The sequence below is a fragment of the Flavobacterium sp. genome (assembly GCF_031363805.1).
Lineage (GTDB): Bacteria > Bacteroidota > Bacteroidia > Flavobacteriales > Flavobacteriaceae > Flavobacterium.
Map to the genome: position 1 here is coordinate 1 of NZ_JANLVD010000064.1, position 18,776 is coordinate 18,776.

Sequence of the window (18,776 nt, forward strand, 5' to 3'; positions counted from 1 at the left end):
AACAAAAAAACAAGAAGCAACGCCTTATGTCAATGTTTGGGACGGGACGCCAGACAAAGGTTTTGGTCAGTTTTCGGATTCTCCAAGATACACAACTGGCTACACATCGCTTTTCAATACTATCGGTTATGTAGTCGAAACGCACATGCTAAAAAGTTATGCGACAAGGGTAAAAGCAACTTACGATTTTATGTTTAGTACTATAAAATATGTAGATGAGAATTCTTCAATTATTAAAAATGCTATTGCAAAAAATAAATTACAATTCGAAAAACCAAACGAAAATTATCCAATTCAATGGGAATTAGATTCGACTAAAATTTCAAAAATAAATTTTCTTGGTTTTGAAGGAAGTTATAAAAAGAGTGATGTAACAACTGGACAAAGATTATTTTACGATAGAGCCAAACCTTACAGTAAAGAAATTAATTATTATTCTGATTTTAAAGCTACTAAATTTGTTTCAATACCGAGGGCTTATGTTATTCCAAAAGGTTGGTGGAATGCAATAGAGTTATTAAAAAATAATAATTGCCAATTTTCTACTTTACAAAAAGACACTATCATTGAAGTAGAAAGTTATAAAATTATCGATTATAAAACAGCGACTTCTGCTTACGAAGGACATTACAACCATAGAAATACAAAAGTGTCAAAATCTTTTCAAAAAATAAAATTTTCAAAAGGAGATTTTGTATTTTCAACTTCGCAACCAGCTATCAAATATTTATTAGAAACATTGGAACCAGAAGCAATTGATTCCTTTTTTAATTGGAATTTTTTCGATACAATATTGCAACAAAAAGAAGGATATTCGGAGTATGTTTTTGAAGATTTGGCAACTAAATTTTTGAAAGAAAATCCCGAAATTAAAGCTAAATTTGAAGAAAATAAAAAATCTGATAAGGCTTTCGCCGAAAATCCTTCAGCGCAATTGGATTGGGTTTATAAAAATTCGGCATACTACGAAAAATCACATTTGCAATATCCAATTTATAGATTGATGAAATAACCGTGAAATTAATTTGAAATTTATTGTTAATGAATCTCTTTTTCTTCTAAAAATAGTAGTTTTATATTTTCGTACGAATTTTTTAAAGCTTCTTTTATTTGTTCAGGATTAAGCCAAGCTACTTTTTCGATTCCTTCTTCCAATTGCCCAATTGGTGTGCCTTCAAAACTAGTTCGCATTTCAAACCAATGTGTAATTTTTAGTTTGTAGATGCCATTTCGCTTGAAAATATGATACGTTTTTTGCAATTTATCTGCAATGACCAGATTGTTCACGCCCGTTTCTTCTTCCACCTCACGAATGGCTGTATCTTCTATTTCTTCACCTTTTTCGGTTCCGCCTTTTGGCAAATCCCATTTCCCATTTCTGAAAATAAAAAGTACTTCATTTTTTTTATTGTAAACCAATCCTCCGCCAGCTTTACTTACAGGAATTTTAGCCTTTAAAGTTTTCATAATCTCCTTTTCATCAGGATGATACAAATAAGCTTTGTCCAATTTATTTTGAAAAAAATTGATAATAATCTGATTGATATCGGCACTTTCCAACAAGAAAAATTTGAAATCAGTTTCTTTTTTGATTTCATTTGTTAGAAAAAGTGGCTTGTCGTTCACAAAAACTTTATACATTTGTATTATGATTTTTAATAAAGATACAGCTAGTCAAACTGCCGAATTGCTTTTGCAAATAAATGCAATTAAATTGAATTCTGAAAATCCTTTTACATGGGCTTCAGGATGGAAATCACCAATTTATTGCGACAATAGAATAATTCTCTCATTTCCAGCCATTAGAAATTACATTCGTGATGAATTTTCTAAAAATATTGAAAAACAATTTGGGAAACCCGATGTTATTGCTGGTGTTGCAACTGGAGCCATAGGAATTGGCATACTTGTTGCAGAAAGTTTAGGACTTCCATTTGTATATGTTCGACCAGAAGCAAAAAAACATGGACGACTCAATCAAGTAGAAGGATTTTTACAAAAAGGACAAAATGTAATTGTAGTTGAAGACCTAATTAGTACAGGAAACAGTAGTTTGCTAGCAGTTGAAGCTTTGCGAAATGAAGGTGCCAATATCAAAGGAATGGCTGCTGTTTTTTCGTATGGATTCGCTATTGCAAAAGAAAATTTTGAAAAAGCAAATGTAGATTTATATACCTTAAGCAACTATGAAAACCTACTTGAATTGGCAGTTGCCAAAGAATATATCACAGAAAACGAACAAGAATTGCTTCAAGAATGGAGTGCCAATCCATCAGAATGGGATGTTGTTATTTAAATCATTAAGTCTCAAAGCTTAAAAGTCAAATGTCATAAAGTTAAATAATCCAACAATCGAATAATCGAACAATCCAAATATCTAAAAATGAATTTAGAAAGTCAAAAAGTTACCGTTCAAAAATCTCAAGAATATATATTTAATGAGTTGTCACAAGTTAAAAACTTTGAAAAATTAATGCCAGAAAATATCGCAAAATTTGAAGTTTTGGATGAAAATGCCTTTATTTTTGGATTAAAAGGAATGCCAGAAATAAAATTAAAAATGAAAGAAAAAAATCCTAATTCTCAAATAATATTAGGTGCTGCGAGCGATAAATTGCCCTTTACATTAACAGCAAATATTTCCGAAATAGCAAAAGAATCAACCGAAATTCAACTTCTTTTTGATGGCGAATTTAATGCCATGATGGCCATGATGATCAAAGGACCGATAAGCAAATTTATTGAAACTTTGAGTGAAAACATGGTTAAACTTTAGTTTTTAAACACAAAGTTTACTAAGGTTTCACAAAGTTCACAAAGGTTTCGCAAAGTTCACAAAGTAAGACTAGTTTGCTCATTAAGAATCTTAATCAACATTTTTTTTGTGAACTTTGTGCTTTTTTCTTGTGCTCTTTGTGGTTATAGTTTTAAGTCCTTGTGGTTAAGTTTTTAATAAATCATTGTAATTTCTTTTAATCCAAACTGCTTGGTGGTATCATCCTCTAACAAAATTTCTAATTGCCCGTTGCTGCTTACACCGCTTATAATTCCCATAAAACGATCTTGATTTACATTTTCAAAAACAGTAGGTTTGCCCTTTCTAAACAAATAATTTTCATATTCATTCCAAAAGAACTCTATATTTTTGTTTTTTAATTTTTCGACGTTTTGTTCAATTTTAAAAACAATATTCTCTAAAATAATATTAATTTCAAAATCTTTGTTCATTATATTTTTTAAAGATGAAGCTTTCGGCAAATTTTGGAAATTGGTTTGGTTTACATTTAATCCAATTCCAACAATAGATTCAATAGTTCCGTTTTCTTTGATACTATTTTCTATCAGTATGCCAGCAATTTTTTTATTTTCTGCCAAAATGTCGTTTGGCCATTTGATATTTAAATTGCTAATTTTTAATGAATTTAATGCATTTATTACACTTACTGAAATAATAACATTCAAATTGAAAATTGTATTAATATTAAAAACAACATCTTTTATTAAAATGCTTAAAATTAAGTTCTTATCACTTTCAGAATCCCAAACAGCGCCCATTTGACCTTTGCCGTGAGTTTGTGATTTTGCAGTTACTACAGTAAAATTTTCCAAATTTTTTTGTTGCGATAATTCTTTTAAATAATCATTCGTGGAATGTATGGCATCGAGTTTGATTAGGTTCATTTGTAGGTTTTAATTGGTATTTAGAATTAACATTATTTTACCATCAAATTAAGCACAAAAAACAATAACTTTGTAAAAATATATTTTTAACAATTAGATGGCGAAAAAAGAAATAAATAATGATATTTTGCTGGCAAATATCATCAAAGGAATAGAAGAAGTAAAAGGTAATGATATTGATATTCTAGATTTAAGAGCACTTGAAAATACAGTTTGCGATTATTTTGTAATTTGCAACGGAAATTCAAATACACAAGTTAACGCAATTGTCAACTCCATTCAAAAATTAGTTTCAAAAGAACTCAAAGATAAACCATGGCATGTAGAAGGTGCTGAGGTTGCAGATTGGGTATTAATGGATTATGTTCATATTGTAGTTCACGTTTTCCAAAAACACATTCGAGAATATTACAACATTGAAAGCTTGTGGGGCGATGCTAAAATCACCTCAATTGAAAACAAATATTAAATAATAACTTATGTCAAAAGAAATAAAACCAACTAATTTCAAATTTAATCCTTGGTGGATTTATGGAATTGTTGCTACGATATTTATTGTAATGTGGATTTCAGGCGAATCTCGCTGGGTTGAACCAACCAAAACATCAGTTTCTAAATTTTACGAATTTTTAGATGCCAACCAGGTTGAGAAAGTAATCGTTTACAATAAAAAAACGGCTGAAGTTTTCTTGAAAAACACTGCCATGTCTCAAAAAGTTCATAGTAAACTTCCAAAAAAAGACTTTTTAGGAAAGCCAAATCTCGGACCACACTACGTTTTGGAAATTGGAAACGATGAAATTTTTCAAAATAAACTAGACGAAGCCCAAAAAGCAAATAAGCTAGTTTCCTACGATTACAAAACATCTGGTGATTGGACAGAAATCCTATTAAGTTTATTGCCTATAATCTTACTAGTTGGCGTATGGATATATATTATGAGACGAATGTCAGGCGGTGCTGGTGGCGGAGCTGGCGGTCAACTTTTTAATATTGGAAAATCAAAAGCAAAACTTTTTGATGAAAAAACCGATGTAAAAACAACATTTAAAGATGTTGCTGGATTAGAAGGTGCAAAAGAAGAAATTCAAGAAATTGTGGAATTCCTAAGAAATCCAGAAAAATATACCAATTTGGGTGGAAAAATTCCAAAAGGTGCTCTGTTAGTTGGTCCTCCAGGAACAGGAAAAACATTACTAGCCAAAGCAGTTGCCGGTGAAGCCAAAGTTCCATTTTTCTCTTTGTCTGGTTCAGATTTCGTAGAAATGTTTGTGGGAGTTGGTGCATCTCGTGTGCGTGATTTATTCAAACAAGCCAAAGAAAAATCGCCAGCAATTATTTTTATTGATGAAATTGATGCTGTAGGTCGTGCTCGTGGAAAAGGAAATTTTTCAGGAGGAAATGATGAACGTGAAAATACTTTGAACCAATTATTGACTGAAATGGATGGTTTTGGTACCAATTCCAACGTTATTGTTATTGCAGCAACCAACAGAGCCGATGTTTTGGACAAAGCATTAATGCGAGCTGGGCGTTTCGACCGTCAAATATATGTTGACTTGCCAGATGTTCGTGAACGTAAAGAAATTTTTGAAGTTCATTTAGCACCGCTTAAAAAGGTTGAAGGTTTGGATACCGATTTCCTTGCCAAACAAACACCAGGATTTTCAGGAGCGGATATTGCAAATGTTTGTAATGAAGCAGCACTTATTGCAGCACGGTATGATAAAACTGCAGTTGATAAACAAGATTTCCTTGATGCAGTTGATAGAATTGTAGGCGGATTGGAAAAGAAAAATAAGATTATTTCTCCCGAAGAAAAGAAGGCAATTGCTATTCATGAAGCGGGTCATGCTACTGTAAGTTGGATGCTTGAACATGCAGCGCCACTTATTAAAGTAACAATTGTACCACGTGGTCAAAGTCTGGGTGCAGCTTGGTATTTGCCAGAAGAGCGTCAAATTGTAAGAACTAACCAAATGCTCGATGAAATGTGTGCAACCATGGGTGGTCGTGCAGCTGAGAAAGTGATTTTCAATAAAATATCTACTGGTGCTTTGAGCGATTTGGAAAAAGTAACCAAACAAGCCCGTGCTATGGTAACTATATACGGTTTGAACGAAAAATTGGGTAATATTACTTATTACGATTCGTCTGGTCAAACGGATTATAATTTTTCGAAACCATATTCTGAAGAAACTGCTATAACCATAGATCAGGAAATCTCCAAGATGATTGAAGAACAATATCAAAGAGCCATTGATATTTTAGAACATAATAAAGATAAATTGAATCAATTGGCTGACATTTTAATTGAAAAAGAAGTTATTTTTAAAGATGATTTAGAAACCATATTTGGAAAAAGACCTTTCGATAAAGAAGCTTTATTGCCAATTGTTTAAAACTTCGTTGATAACAAACACAAAAATCTTAATCTAATTGCCCAATTAGGTTAAGATTTTTTTATCTTTGATGGTTATAAAACACAAACCATAGTTTTTAAAACATTATGAGTATTTTTAAAAAAATATTTGGATCAAGTAGTGAATCTTCAAGTGAAGTAAATGAAAATGATTTCAATTCTCCGCATGACTCAAATTCTCAATTTCCTGTTGATGAACAATTTACTCATAATTTTAAAAAAAATGGTGGTAAATTTTTATACTGTGAAAATATGGTAGAATTGAGTGAACAGTTCGAGAATATTTTGGAAGAAAACGATTGGTTCGAGTCTCAAGCATTATGTGTAGAATCTAAATTATTCAAATTGCTTGAAGAAAATAAAATTTCTTATCAAAATCCAACAAAGCCCAGTTTCTTTTTAGCAAGTTGCGAGAGTTTAATTGCGGACGAAGGTTCCATTATGTTTTCGTCTAATCAAATCAAACAAAATAAACCCAACGAACTTCCAGATAATATTGTTTTAATAGCATCAACAAGTCAAATTGTGGCTAATAAAAGCGATGGATTGCGTGAAATCAAGAAGCGTTATACCACAAACTATCCTACCAATATAACAACCGTAAATTATTTCGAAAAAGCAATAGAAGAGAACTTTCTACATTATGGAAGTTCTGCCAAAAGTTTATATTTACTACTTTTAGAAGATTTATAAAATGAATGAAACTATTACACGTTCATTGTCTGGATTGGTTTATGTTTTATTGCTAATATTGGCAACTTTGTTTTCAAGAGAAACATTTTTACTACTATTTGGACTTTTTTTATTACAAACAGTAAATGAATTTTGCGCTTTAGTAAAATTGCCTAAGATTCAATCTTTGATAATGGCTGGCGTGCTATATTTTATTTTTAGTTTTTTTTTTAGTGATAATAAATTTACAGATTTCGGTTTAATTATAGCTTCTCTATTTGTTTCTTTCAAACTTATTTTGTGGCTGTTTAAAGACAAATTGCTCCCAACAATTAAAGAAGAAAATTGGGTAAATTTAATTGGATACATTATTCTTCCTTTTATTTTTATAACTAAAATTCCATTAATAAACGACAATTTTATTCCTTCAATAATAATTGGTATCTTTATTTTAATTTGGACCAATGATACTTTTGCTTATATAGTTGGAAAATCTATAGGTAAAAATAAATTATTTGAAAAAATTTCTCCCAAAAAAACCATTGAAGGATTTGTTGGAGGAATTATATTTGCAGTTATTGCTAGTGTAATTATTGCTAAATATTATACTCAAATGCATACTTATATTTGGATAACTACAGCTGTTATAGTTGGAATATTTGGAACAATCGGAGATTTAGTTGAATCAAAATTTAAAAGAGTAGCAAACCTTAAAGATAGCGGAAATATCATGCCAGGTCACGGAGGAATTTTGGATAGATTAGACAGTATTATATTTGTATCACCATTTTTATTTTTATTTTATAAAATTATTGCATATGTTTCATAAAGAAGGTTCCAAAATTATTTTAATAGCTACATTATTATTCGTCATTGCTATTGTGGCGGCAGGAGAATTAATCGATTTGAACTGGTTAAGAATTTCATTGCAATTAATTGCTTTGTTTTTGTACGTAATAATTTTACAATTTTTTAGAAATCCAAGTAGAATTATTACACCAAATGACAACCAGATTACTGCTCCTGTAGATGGTAAAGTAGTTGTCATAGAAGAAGTTTTTGAACCAGAATATTTTAAAGACAAACGTTTGCAAGTGTCTATATTTATGTCGCCAATCAATGTTCACGTAACAAGATATCCAGTTTCTGGATTGGTAAAATTCAGTAAATACCATCCAGGAAAATTCTTGGTTGCTTGGCATCCAAAAGCAAGTACAGAAAATGAAAGAACCACAATTGTAATTGAAAATAAAGTTTTTGGAGAAATTTTATACAGGCAAATAGCTGGAGCTCTAGCCAAAAGAATTGTCAATTATGCAGAAGAAGGAACGCAAGTAATTCAAGGAACTGATGCTGGATTTATAAAATTTGGTTCTCGTGTTGATTTATTTTTGCCTCTAGGAACCAAAATAAATGTAAAATTGAATGAAATTGCAGTAGGAAATAAAACCATAATAGCCTTAATGTAATCAATGTCTGAAAAAAATTTAGATATATTATTCAACCAAGCTATAGAGCTTGCACAAACTATTTCTCAGGCATCTTTGCCACAAGATGTCCAGTTGAGATGCTATGCTTATTACAAACAAGCTACTTCTGGTACAGTTGGAAATACTAACTATTCAAATCTTGATATTAGAGATGCATTCAAAAATAACGCTTGGATGCAAATAAGTCATATTTCTGTGGACGAAGCCAAACAATATTATATAGATGCCATTAACGAGATTATAAAAAATAAAAGCGATGAAATTTTCTAAAGTATTACAGTTTTTTTTATTATTCATAATCGTTATTTCTTGTAAAAAAAATACACTTGTTGAAGTTGTAGATGTTCCTTCAACACCAATTGAAACGGTCAAGGTTGAAAGCGGCACAAGCAAATCATCTGAGGTGAAAGCCAACGAAGGATCGTTTAAAATGATTCCTTTAAATTTTGAGTACAAAGCGTTGGAACCTTATTTTGACGCAGCCACCAATGAAATCCATTTTTCTAGACACCATTTGGGTTATGTTAATAATTTAAATAAGGCTATTATTGGAACCAAATATGAAATAATGTCGCTTGGAGATATTTTAAAAAATTTGAATTTGTCAGATGCTAGTATTAGAAATAATGCTGGCGGATATTATAACCACAACTTTTTTTGGGCAAATTTAACCACAACTCCAAACATGGAACCTATTGGAAGTTTGAAAGCTGCTATTGATAGAGATTTCGGTTCATTTGAAGAATTTAGAAATCAATTTGTAGGCATTTCAAGTCAATATTTTGGTTCAGGTTGGTGTTGGTTGGTTTCTGACAAAACTGGTAGTTTAAAAATTGTAACTACTGCAAATAATGACAATCCGTTGATGAAAGGTTTGGGAATTAGCGGCATTCCATTATTAAATTTAGACTTGTGGGAACACGCCTATTATCTAAAATTTCAAAATAAACGCAGAGAATATGCAAATACTTTTTTTAGTATTATAAATTGGGAAAATGTTTCCAAAAAATATGATGTCATACCCAATAAAGTTGAAATAAAAGGCAGTTTATCTACAACTTCAACTGTAAAAGACACCGTTAAAACTGAAACTCCAAAAACAATAATTAAAAAATCTGACGATAAGCCAGAAGTTCAGCCAAAAAAATCTGAAACAAAATCAGATCCAAAAGCTGATGCAAAACAGCCTAAATCAGAAACGAAAAAAGAAGAAAAACCAATAAAAAAACCAACCCCAAAAGAGGAGGAAAGCGAATTTGAATAAAATACCAATCACATATTATTGAAGTGTAAATAATAAAGCAAAATCCATATTCAAATGGATTTTGCTTTTTTTAGGTAATTAGTCAGAAACTTTTATTTTTTATAAACTTTAAGTGCTTCACCCAATATTTTTACAGATTTAATTAAATCTTCTTTTTTCAATACATAAGCAATTCGTACTTCATTTTTCCCGACACCAGGTGTAGAATAGAATCCTGCAGCAGGTGCAACCATGACTGTTTCGCCATTAAAATCGTAAGTTTCCAAAAGCCATTGTGCAAAATGATCAGCATCTTGAACAGGAAGTTGCGCTATGCAATAAAAAGCACCTTTTGGAATGCCAACTTTTACACCTTCAATTTTATTCAATTCAGAAATCAAGGTGTCCCGACGCTCTTTATATTCTGTAATTACTTCATCAAAATAACTTTGCGGTGTATCCAATGCGGCTTCACTAGCAATTTGGGCAAATGTTGGCGGACTTAACCTTGCTTGTGCAAATTTCATAGCGGTAGACATTAAGTCTTTATTTTTTGAAACAATACAACCAATTCTAGCACCACACATGCTATAACGCTTGGAAACTGAATCAATCATAATAGCATTTTCTTCAATTCCTGGAATATTCATGATGGAGTAATGTTTGAATCCATCATAAACAAATTCTCGGTAAACTTCGTCTGCAATCAAAAATAAATCATGTTTTTTTACCAAATCTGCCAATTGTTGAATTTCAGATTCAGAATATAAATAACCAGTCGGATTTCCTGGATTGCAAATTAGAATAGCTTTGGTTCTTGAAGTAATCAATTTCTCAAATTCTGAAATGGCTGGCAAAGCAAAACCTTCATCCAATGTTGAAATTACTGGAATTACTTTTACACCAGAAGCTGTAGAAAATCCGTTGTAATTAGCATAAAATGGTTCTGGAATAATAATTTCATCACCAGCATCCATAGTACTTCCCATAGCAAATAATAAAGCTTCAGAACCACCAGTGGTAATTATAATATCTTCTTTATTGATTGGCAATCCAATTTTCTGATAACTCAATGCCAACTTTGTTCTATAGCTATCAAATCCCGCAGAATGACTGTATTCAAGAATTTTAATATCAGCATTTTTTACGGCATCCAATGCTACTTGAGGCGTTTTAATATCTGGTTGTCCGATATTTAAATGGTAAACTTTATGACCTTTTTTCTTTGCAATTTCTGAATAGGGAACCAACTTTCTAATTGGCGATTCTGGCATGTGTTGACCTTTGTTGGATATTTTTGGCATAACAATAAATTTTGAAATGCAAATTTGCGATTTTTTATTCTAAAATTTTGTTATATTTATAAAAACAAATCTATAATATGCATAAAATTTACCTACTTGCTCTATTATTTCTTAATTGTATAAGTTCTTTTCCCCAAGAAGGATTCCAATTTAAATCAACTAAGAGCAAAATTACTATTCCCTTTCAACTTATAAGCAACTTAATAATTGTTCCAGTAGAACTTAATGGCGTAAAATTAAATTTTCTTTTAGATACTGGTGTAGAGAAAACCGTTTTATTTAGTTTGGATGAAACAGATACAGTATCATTTAAAAACATCGAAAAAATTAAAATTAAAGGATTGGGTAGTGGCGAATCAATCGACGCTTTAAAATCGAATTACAATACTTTTAAAATAAATGATTTAGTAGATTACAGTCACGAAATTTACATGATTTTGGATCAAGATGTCAATTTCTCTTCGCAACTTGGTGTACCTGTTCATGGAATTATTGGTTATGGTTTTTTTAAAAGTCTATTTGTTGAGGTTAATTATTCTAGAAAAAACCTCGTAGTATATAAAAACATTGAATTTTTCCCAGCAAAAAAATTAAAAAATTACAACTCAGTTTCTATGACTTTAGAATTAGAAAAGCCTTATATTGAGACATTTGCAACATTAAATTCTAAAGAAATTAATTTGAAATTACTTATTGACACAGGCGCTAGTGATGCATTGTGGCTTTTCGAAAATAAAATTGATATTCAATCGCCAGTAAAATATTTTGAAGATTTTTTGGGTCGTGGTTTCAGCGGAAATATTTATGGTAAACGTTCTAGAATTGAAAATTTAAAAATAGGAAAATACAATTTATCATCCCCAACTGTATCATTTCCAGATACTTTATCTTTAAAAAGTGTCAATATAGTTAACGGTAGAAATGGATCCATTGGATCTGAAGTTTTAAAAAGATTCAACATACTTTTTGATTATAAAAATCAAAAAATGTATTTAAAAAGCAACTTGAATTTCAAAGAACCCTTTAATTACAATATGTGTGGGATAGAAATTCAACACAATGGAACACAATGGATTCAAGAAGAACAGCCATTAAGAGCTAAATTTGTTTCTGAAGCGCTACCAGTTACAGAAACCGAATTTAAAGACATAAAATATCAATTTAAACTGAAGCCTATTTTTGAAATATCACAAGTCAGACCCAATTCTCCAGCAGAAATTGCAGGAATTCTAAAAGAAGATGTGATTGTCAGAATAAACGGAACTGATGCTTTTAGATACAAATTGCAAGACATCAATCAAATTATGCAATCGGAAGAAGACCGTTGGATTACAATAGAAGTACAAAGAAAAAACAAAATTTTAAAGTTCAAATTCCAACTTAAAAAAATTCTATAAAAAAAGCTCCAAACTGGAGCTTCGTTTTTAATTATCCATTAATGTTTTTTTCTTTGCCAAAACATTAACTTCTTCCGGAACAATCACTGTTCCCTTTATTTTTATAGGTACTTTTCCACCTTCATAATTCACAGCATTTGATTCTACAGTCATCGATTTTCTAATAGGTCCAGGTGCCATATTGTATTTAACCTCGATTTTTCCAGTTTTGCCAGGCATAATTGGTTCCGTAGGTTTGCTTGGCACAGTGCATCCGCAAGTGGAAATTACATTGGTAATAATTAATGGCTCATCGCCAGTATTGGTAAAAATAAAAGTTCTTACACCATTATCATCCTTACTGACAGTACCATAATCAATCGTATTGTCTTTGTCTTTAAACTCAATTTTAGCACCACTTTGTGCTTGAGCCGAAACACCAAAAACAACCACTGCTAATAAATTTAAAATTTTTCTCATTTCAATTAATTTTATGTAAAAATAGATTAGTTTTTTGTAAATACAAATATTTTAATGCACTTTTTATATTAAAACACTTTACTTACTTTTGCATATAATTACAAAAAGCATACCAAAGAATATTTTCTTTATTTAGAGCAGATATTTATTGGTTTTTTATAAACATTATTCCTGCTGTACATTGCAATCTTTTTTGTGGTATTGTCATACTGAGCTTGTCGAAGTACAAAACCACAAAAAAGGATTTTCATTTCCATCAGGGCTAAATTACAAATGAGTTGTTTTTTACAACGAACAAAATTTAATTTTAAATTAAAAAATAGTAGTTTTTAGAAATCTAAAATCTAAAATCTAAAATCTAAAATCAATATGACAATTCCAGCACAATTCAACGCCAAAGAAACCGAGCAAAAATGGTACGACTACTGGATGAAAAATAATTATTTTCATTCCACACCAGACCACCGTACACCGTACACTATAGTAATTCCGCCTCCAAACGTGACTGGTGTTTTGCACATGGGACATATGTTGAACAATACATTGCAAGATGTACTCATTCGTCGCGCACGTCTAAAAGGTTTCAATGCTTGTTGGGTTCCAGGAACAGATCACGCATCTATTGCCACAGAAGCAAAAGTAGTAGCCAAACTAAAATCTGAGGGTATCAATAAATCCGATTTAACTCGGGAAGAATTTCTAAAACACGCCTACAATTGGACCGAAAAATATGGAGGAACTATTCTCGAACAACTTAAACAATTGGGTTGCTCCTGCGATTGGGAAAGAACCAAATTCACCATGGATCCAGATATGTCAGCCTCAGTAATAAAATCTTTTGTGGATTTATACAACAAAGGTCAAATATATCGTGGTTACCGTATGGTAAATTGGGATCCTGAAGCCAAAACAACTCTCTCTGACGAAGAAGTAATTTTTGAAGAACGCCAAGGAAAATTATATTATATAAAATATGAAATTGTTTCGGATTATGAAATCCAAAACCCAAAACCCGAAACCCAATACCTAACAGTTGCCACCACGCGTCCAGAAACCATTTTTGGCGATACTGCTATTTGTATCAATCCAAACGATGAACGTCATACACATTTAAAAGGTAAAAAAGCCATTATCCCAATATCTGGACGAATCATTCCTATCATAGAGGATGAATATGTCGATTTAGAATTTGGAACTGGTTGCCTAAAAGTGACGCCAGCCCACGATATGAATGATAAAACGCTAGGCGAGAAGCACAACTTAGAAATTATAGATATTTTTAATGATGATGCGACTTTAAATAGTTTTGGATTGCATTACCAAGGCAAAGACCGATTTGTTGTTCGGGATGAAATCGCAAAAGAACTTGAAACTCTCGGGCTTGTTGCTAATATTGAAATTCATACCAATAATATTGGAACTTCCGAAAGAACCAAAGCCGTTATTGAACCTCGTTTGTCTGACCAATGGTTTCTTAGAATGGAAGATTTGGTAAAACCAGCCATCAAAGCCGTTTTGGAAACTGGTGAAGTTAAATTGTATCCTTCACGCTTCAATAATACCTATCGTCATTGGTTAGAAAATATTCGCGATTGGAATATTTCGCGTCAACTGTGGTGGGGACAACAAATTCCTGCCTATTTTTATGGCGATAGAAAAGAAGATTTTGTAGTCGCTACATCTATACAAGAAGCTCTAGTTTTAGCCAAATCAAAAACCAACAACCAACAACTTACAACCAACAACTTACGTCAAGATGCTGATGCGCTTGACACTTGGTTCTCCTCATGGTTATGGCCAATGTCAGTTTTTGGAGGAATTTTGGATCCAGAAAATGAAGATTTTAAATATTATTATCCAACTAATGATTTGGTTACTGCTCCTGAAATCTTGTTTTTCTGGGTAGCCAGAATGATTATTGCAGGTTATGAATTTTCGGATAAAAAGCCTTTCAACAACGTTTATTTAACCGGAATAGTTAGAGATAAACTAGGTAGAAAAATGAGCAAATCGCTCGGAAATTCGCCAGAACCATTAGAGTTAATTGCAAAATTTGGTGCCGATGGTGTTCGAGTTGGAATGCTTTTGAGTTCTTCTGCTGGAAACGATATTATTTTTGATGAAGAATTGTGTAACCAAGGAAAAGGATTTACAAACAAAATTTGGAATGCTTTCAAACTCATCAAAGGTTGGGAAGTTTCAAATTGTATACCACAACCAGAATCATCAAAAGTAGCCATTGAATGGTACGAAGCAAAATTGCAACAAACATTGGCAGCTATTGAAGACGATTTCGAAAAATATAGAATTTCCGATGCTTTGATGGCTATTTACAAATTGGTTTGGGACGATTTTTGTTCTTGGTTTCTAGAAATGATAAAACCAGCTTACCAGCAGCCCATTGACAGCATAACATTTGCCAAAGCAATTGAAATGTTGGAAAACAATTTAAAGTTGTTGCATCCATTTATGCCATTTTTAACTGAAGAAATTTGGCAAACCATTGAAGATAGGAATGTTAATGAAGCATTAATAGTGTCCACTTGGCCAGAAATAAAATCATTTAATCAAACTTTAATTTCGGATTTTGACTACGTAACTGAAGTGATTTCGGGAATTCGAACCATTAGAAAAGACAAGAATATTCCATTTAAAGATACTATCGAATTAAAAATTGTAAATAACGATAAAGCTTCAACCTATTTTGATTCTGTGGTAATCAAATTAGGAAATATTTCATTATTAGAATATGTTTCAGAAAAAGTAGAAGGTGCTTTATCATATCGAGTAAAATCCAATGAATATTTTATCCCTATTACAGGAAATATTGATGTTCAAGCTGAGGTTGCTAAATTAACTGAGGAGCTAAATTATAATCAAGGTTTCTTAAAATCGGTTCATGCAAAATTATCCAACGAGAAATTTGTGGCAAATGCCAAACCAGAAATTATAGAAAACGAACGCCAAAAAGAAGCCGATGCTTTGGCAAAAATTGCTACAATTGAGCACAGCTTATTGAGCTTAAAATAGTTTAAAATCCCAAATTAAAGTTTGGGATTTTTTTTTGAAGCACATACATTCCACTACTTTTTGGCGTTATTCCTGCTATTCGCCATATCTTTCGGCTGCCGAAAAGGCAACCAAAAGGATATTTGCTGCTATCAGGACTATATTAAAACAACATATTTTCTTTCAACACCTGAAGAATAAAAATAATTCAAATTTATTATGCATGCATAGTATTTTTTTGTATCTTTGATATTCTCTAATAAGAAAATGAAAGAAAAAACAATAGACTATGCACTTCGAGCCACATGGCAAGCCGTGTCAAGAATGTACAATGAAGAAGCCTCAAAATATGATGGTTCTATGGCTATTGGTTTTGCATTGTTGAGTATTGATAGAGAAGAAGGAACACCATCAACCAAAATTGCCTCGCGAATGGGAATGGAAGCGACTTCACTAACCCGAACTTTGAAAACATTGGAAGAAAAAGGGTTAATTATTCGAAAACCAAACCCGAATGATGGTCGTGGTGTACTCATTTATTTAACCGAATTTGGAAAAGAGAAAAGAGCACAATCCAAAGAAACTGTACTCAAATTTAACGAAATAGTAAGACAAAATGTTTCTTTTGAAAAACTACAAAACTTTATGGAAGTTTCAGAAACAATAAACGAGCTTATACAGGAAAAAAATATATTTAACCACACAAGCGCAAACGAACTGTCGCAACAAACCGAAAAAATAGAAAATGAAACGTATTATTAAAAAAGTAGCAGTAATCGGATCCGGAATTATGGGTTCAGGAATTGCCTGTCATTTTGCCAATATTGGCGTAGAAGTTTTGCTTTTGGACATTGTTCCAAATGTATTAACAGATATCGAAACCAAAAAAGGATTAACACTCGACAGTAAAATTGTTCGCAACCGTTTGGTCAACGAACATTTAGCCAACGCACTCAAGTCAAAACCTTCGCCTATATATAATGCGAAATTTGCAAGCCGCATTACCACAGGAAATACTACAGACGATATGGCTAAAATTGCCAATGTCGATTGGATTATTGAAGTTGTGGTAGAGCGTTTGGATATCAAAAAATTAGTTTTCGAACAAGTAGAAAAATTCCGTAAACCAGGAACATTAATCACATCGAATACTTCTGGAATTCCGATTAAATTTATGTCAGAAGGACGAAGCGAAGATTTCCAGAAACATTTTTGCGGAACACACTTTTTCAATCCAGCGCGTTATTTAAAATTATTCGAAATCATTCCTGGTCCACAAACATCATCAGAAGTTTTAGATTTCTTGACGGTTTACGGAGAAAAATTCTTAGGAAAAACTTCGGTCGTTGCCAAAGATACTCCAGCATTTATAGGGAATAGAGTTGGAATTTACGGAATTCAATCATTATTTCATTTGGTTAAAGAATTAGGATTGACTATCGAAGAAGTCGATAAACTAACTGGTCCAGTAATTGGTCGACCAAAATCGGCAACTTTCCGAACGGTTGATGTGGTTGGATTGGATACTTTGGTTCACGTTGCCAACGGAATTTACGAAAATTGTCCGAATGACGAGCAACACGAACTGTTCAAACTTCCAGAATTTGTTAATAAAATGATGGAAAACAAATGGTTGGGAAGCAAAACCAATCAAGGTTTTTATAAAAAAGTCGATAAAGATATTTTATCTTTAGATTTAGATACTTTAGAATATCGTGCAGCGAAAAAAGCCTCATTTGCAACACTGGAATTAACAAAAACTATTGATAAACCAATTGATAGATTTAAAGTTTTAGTAAAAGGAAAAGACAAAGCTGGGGAATTTTACCGCAAATCGTTCTCCGGAATGTTTGCTTATGTATCCAATAGAATTCCTGAAATTTCTGACGAATTATACAAAATCGATGATGCCATGAAAGCAGGTTTCGGTTGGGAAAATGGTCCTTTCGAAATTTGGGATGCCATTGGTGTCGAAAAAGGAATTGAAATCATGAAAGCCGAAGGTCTTGCACCTGGTGCTTGGGTTACTGACATGCTAGCCTCTGGAAATACCAGTTTTTATTCCATAAAAGAAGGAGCGACTTATTTTTATAATATTCCAACGAAATCACAAACGAAAGTACCTGGTCAGGACAGTTTTATTATACTGAATAACATTCGCGAAACCAAAAAAGTATGGAGCAATAGCGGTGCAATTATCCAAGATTTAGGCGACGGAATTCTGAATTTAGAATTTCAATCGAAAATGAATACCATTGGTGGCGATGTTTTGACAGCCATTAATAAAGCGATTGATTTGGCGGAAACACAATATCAAGGTTTGGTTATTGGCAATCAAGCAGCCAATTTCTCGGTTGGTGCAAATATCGGAATGATATTTATGATGGCTGTCGAGCAAGAATATGACGAGTTGAATATGGCTATCAAAATGTTTCAAGACACAATGATGCGCGTTCGTTATTCTGGAATTCCAGTAATTGTTGCACCTCACGGAATGACTTTTGGTGGTGGATGCGAAATGAGTTTGCACGCCGACAAAGTAGTTGCTGCCGCAGAAACCTATATGGGATTGGTAGAATTTGGTGTTGGTGTAATTCCTGGTGGCGGTGGTTCGAAAGAATTAGCATTGCGAGCAGCCGATTTATTCCGTAAAAATGATGTGGAATTGAATGTTTTACAAGAATATTTTATGACCATTGCTATGGCAAAAGTGTCAACATCGGCTCACGAAGCATTCGATTTAGGATTATTGCAACACGGAAAAGATATCGTTGTCGTAAACAAAGACCGTCAAATTGCCGAAGCCAAAAAACATGCTTTGTTAATGGCAGAAGCTGGATATACAAAACCAATTCAAAGAACTGATGTAAAAGTTTTAGGAAAACAAGCACTAGGAATGTTCCTTGTTGGAACCAATCAAATGGTAGCCGGGAAATACATCTCGGAACACGATCTTAAAATTGCCAACAAACTAGCTTATGTTATGGCTGGTGGCGATTTGTCTGAAGCTACATTAGTATCTGAACAATATTTATTAGATATAGAACGTGAGGCATTTTTATCACTTTGTACAGAAAGAAAAACTTTGGAGAGAATTCA

At 32.3% G+C, this 18,776-nt stretch carries 17 protein-coding genes and 1 pseudogene; 14 read left to right on the forward strand and 4 right to left on the reverse strand.

Annotated features, from left to right (window positions below; genetic code table 11):
• Positions 1-1,012: pseudogene (locus tag RMN92_RS03810) on the forward strand (hypothetical protein); the annotation flags it as partial.
• Positions 1,013-1,038: 26 nt separating this feature from the next.
• Here the strand turns inward: RMN92_RS03810 and RMN92_RS03815 are convergent.
• Complete coding sequence (locus tag RMN92_RS03815; RefSeq protein ID WP_309608138.1) at positions 1,039-1,641, reverse strand: NUDIX domain-containing protein; 603 nt, start codon at positions 1,639-1,641, stop codon at positions 1,039-1,041.
• Positions 1,642-1,648: 7 nt separating this feature from the next.
• On the opposite strand from RMN92_RS03815, the gene pyrE reads away from it, so the two are divergent.
• Positions 1,649-2,296: an orotate phosphoribosyltransferase gene (gene pyrE, locus RMN92_RS03820; protein ID WP_309608139.1), complete on the forward strand. Its 648-nt coding sequence runs from the start codon at positions 1,649-1,651 to the stop codon at positions 2,294-2,296.
• Positions 2,297-2,383: 87 nt separating this feature from the next.
• Positions 2,384-2,776 (forward strand): SRPBCC family protein, encoded by a 393-nt coding sequence (locus tag RMN92_RS03825; RefSeq protein ID WP_309608140.1) that lies wholly within the window; start codon positions 2,384-2,386, stop codon positions 2,774-2,776.
• Between the two features lie 173 nt (positions 2,777-2,949).
• Here the strand turns inward: RMN92_RS03825 and RMN92_RS03830 are convergent, their stop codons facing one another.
• Complete coding sequence (locus tag RMN92_RS03830) at positions 2,950-3,681, reverse strand: biotin--[acetyl-CoA-carboxylase] ligase (RefSeq protein ID WP_309608141.1); 732 nt, start codon at positions 3,679-3,681, stop codon at positions 2,950-2,952.
• 97 nt (positions 3,682-3,778) lie between these two features.
• Between RMN92_RS03830 and rsfS the strand changes: the two genes are divergently transcribed.
• The 7 genes from rsfS to RMN92_RS03865 all read left to right on the forward strand — a co-directional run bounded on the left by rsfS (position 3,779) and on the right by RMN92_RS03865 (position 9,529).
• Positions 3,779-4,150, forward strand: a complete 372-nt coding sequence (gene rsfS, locus RMN92_RS03835; protein ID WP_309608142.1) for a ribosome silencing factor — start codon at positions 3,779-3,781, stop codon at positions 4,148-4,150.
• Positions 4,151-4,160: 10 nt separating this feature from the next.
• Positions 4,161-6,083 carry an ATP-dependent zinc metalloprotease FtsH gene (ftsH, locus tag RMN92_RS03840; RefSeq protein WP_309608143.1) on the forward strand — a complete coding sequence of 641 codons (1,923 nt, stop codon included), beginning with the start codon at positions 4,161-4,163 and terminating at the stop codon, positions 6,081-6,083.
• 107 nt (positions 6,084-6,190) lie between these two features.
• Positions 6,191-6,796 (forward strand): LUD domain-containing protein, encoded by a 606-nt coding sequence (locus RMN92_RS03845; RefSeq protein ID WP_309608144.1) that lies wholly within the window; start codon positions 6,191-6,193, stop codon positions 6,794-6,796.
• A 1-nt stretch (position 6,797) separates the two neighbouring features.
• Positions 6,798-7,604 carry a phosphatidate cytidylyltransferase gene (locus RMN92_RS03850; protein ID WP_309608145.1) on the forward strand — a complete coding sequence of 269 codons (807 nt, stop codon included), beginning with the start codon at positions 6,798-6,800 and terminating at the stop codon, positions 7,602-7,604.
• Positions 7,594-8,244: a phosphatidylserine decarboxylase family protein gene (locus RMN92_RS03855; protein WP_309608146.1), complete on the forward strand. Its 651-nt coding sequence runs from the start codon at positions 7,594-7,596 to the stop codon at positions 8,242-8,244. Before RMN92_RS03850 ends, RMN92_RS03855 begins: the two co-directional genes overlap by 11 nt.
• Before the next feature lie 3 nt (positions 8,245-8,247).
• Positions 8,248-8,535: an acyl-CoA-binding protein gene (locus RMN92_RS03860; RefSeq protein WP_309608147.1), complete on the forward strand. Its 288-nt coding sequence runs from the start codon at positions 8,248-8,250 to the stop codon at positions 8,533-8,535.
• Positions 8,522-9,529: a superoxide dismutase gene (locus RMN92_RS03865; RefSeq protein ID WP_309608148.1), complete on the forward strand. Its 1,008-nt coding sequence runs from the start codon at positions 8,522-8,524 to the stop codon at positions 9,527-9,529. Before RMN92_RS03860 ends, RMN92_RS03865 begins: the two co-directional genes overlap by 14 nt.
• A gap of 92 nt (positions 9,530-9,621) precedes the next feature.
• Here RMN92_RS03865 and RMN92_RS03870 read toward each other — a convergent pair whose 3' ends face one another.
• Positions 9,622-10,812, reverse strand: coding sequence for a pyridoxal phosphate-dependent aminotransferase (locus RMN92_RS03870; protein WP_309608149.1), 1,191 nt, complete (start codon positions 10,810-10,812; stop codon positions 9,622-9,624).
• A 77-nt stretch (positions 10,813-10,889) separates the two neighbouring features.
• Here RMN92_RS03870 and RMN92_RS03875 point away from each other — a divergent pair, with 77 nt between their 5' ends.
• Positions 10,890-12,209: an aspartyl protease family protein gene (locus RMN92_RS03875; protein WP_309608150.1), complete on the forward strand. Its 1,320-nt coding sequence runs from the start codon at positions 10,890-10,892 to the stop codon at positions 12,207-12,209.
• A 27-nt stretch (positions 12,210-12,236) separates the two neighbouring features.
• On the opposite strand, the gene RMN92_RS03880 is transcribed toward RMN92_RS03875, so the two are convergent.
• Complete coding sequence (locus RMN92_RS03880; RefSeq protein WP_309608151.1) at positions 12,237-12,668, reverse strand: DUF1573 domain-containing protein; 432 nt, start codon at positions 12,666-12,668, stop codon at positions 12,237-12,239.
• A gap of 369 nt (positions 12,669-13,037) precedes the next feature.
• Between RMN92_RS03880 and RMN92_RS03885 the strand changes: the two genes are divergently transcribed.
• The 3 genes from RMN92_RS03885 to RMN92_RS03895 all read left to right on the forward strand — a co-directional run.
• Entirely contained in the window at positions 13,038-15,698 is a 2,661-nt protein-coding gene (locus tag RMN92_RS03885; RefSeq protein ID WP_309608152.1) for a valine--tRNA ligase, read from the forward strand.
• 246 nt (positions 15,699-15,944) lie between these two features.
• Positions 15,945-16,439 (forward strand): MarR family transcriptional regulator, encoded by a 495-nt coding sequence (locus tag RMN92_RS03890; RefSeq protein ID WP_309608153.1) that lies wholly within the window; start codon positions 15,945-15,947, stop codon positions 16,437-16,439.
• Positions 16,423-18,776, forward strand: a 2,354-nt coding sequence (locus RMN92_RS03895) for a 3-hydroxyacyl-CoA dehydrogenase/enoyl-CoA hydratase family protein (protein WP_309608154.1), incomplete at its 3' end; no start/stop codon positions are given. The genes RMN92_RS03890 and RMN92_RS03895, both read left to right, overlap by 17 nt.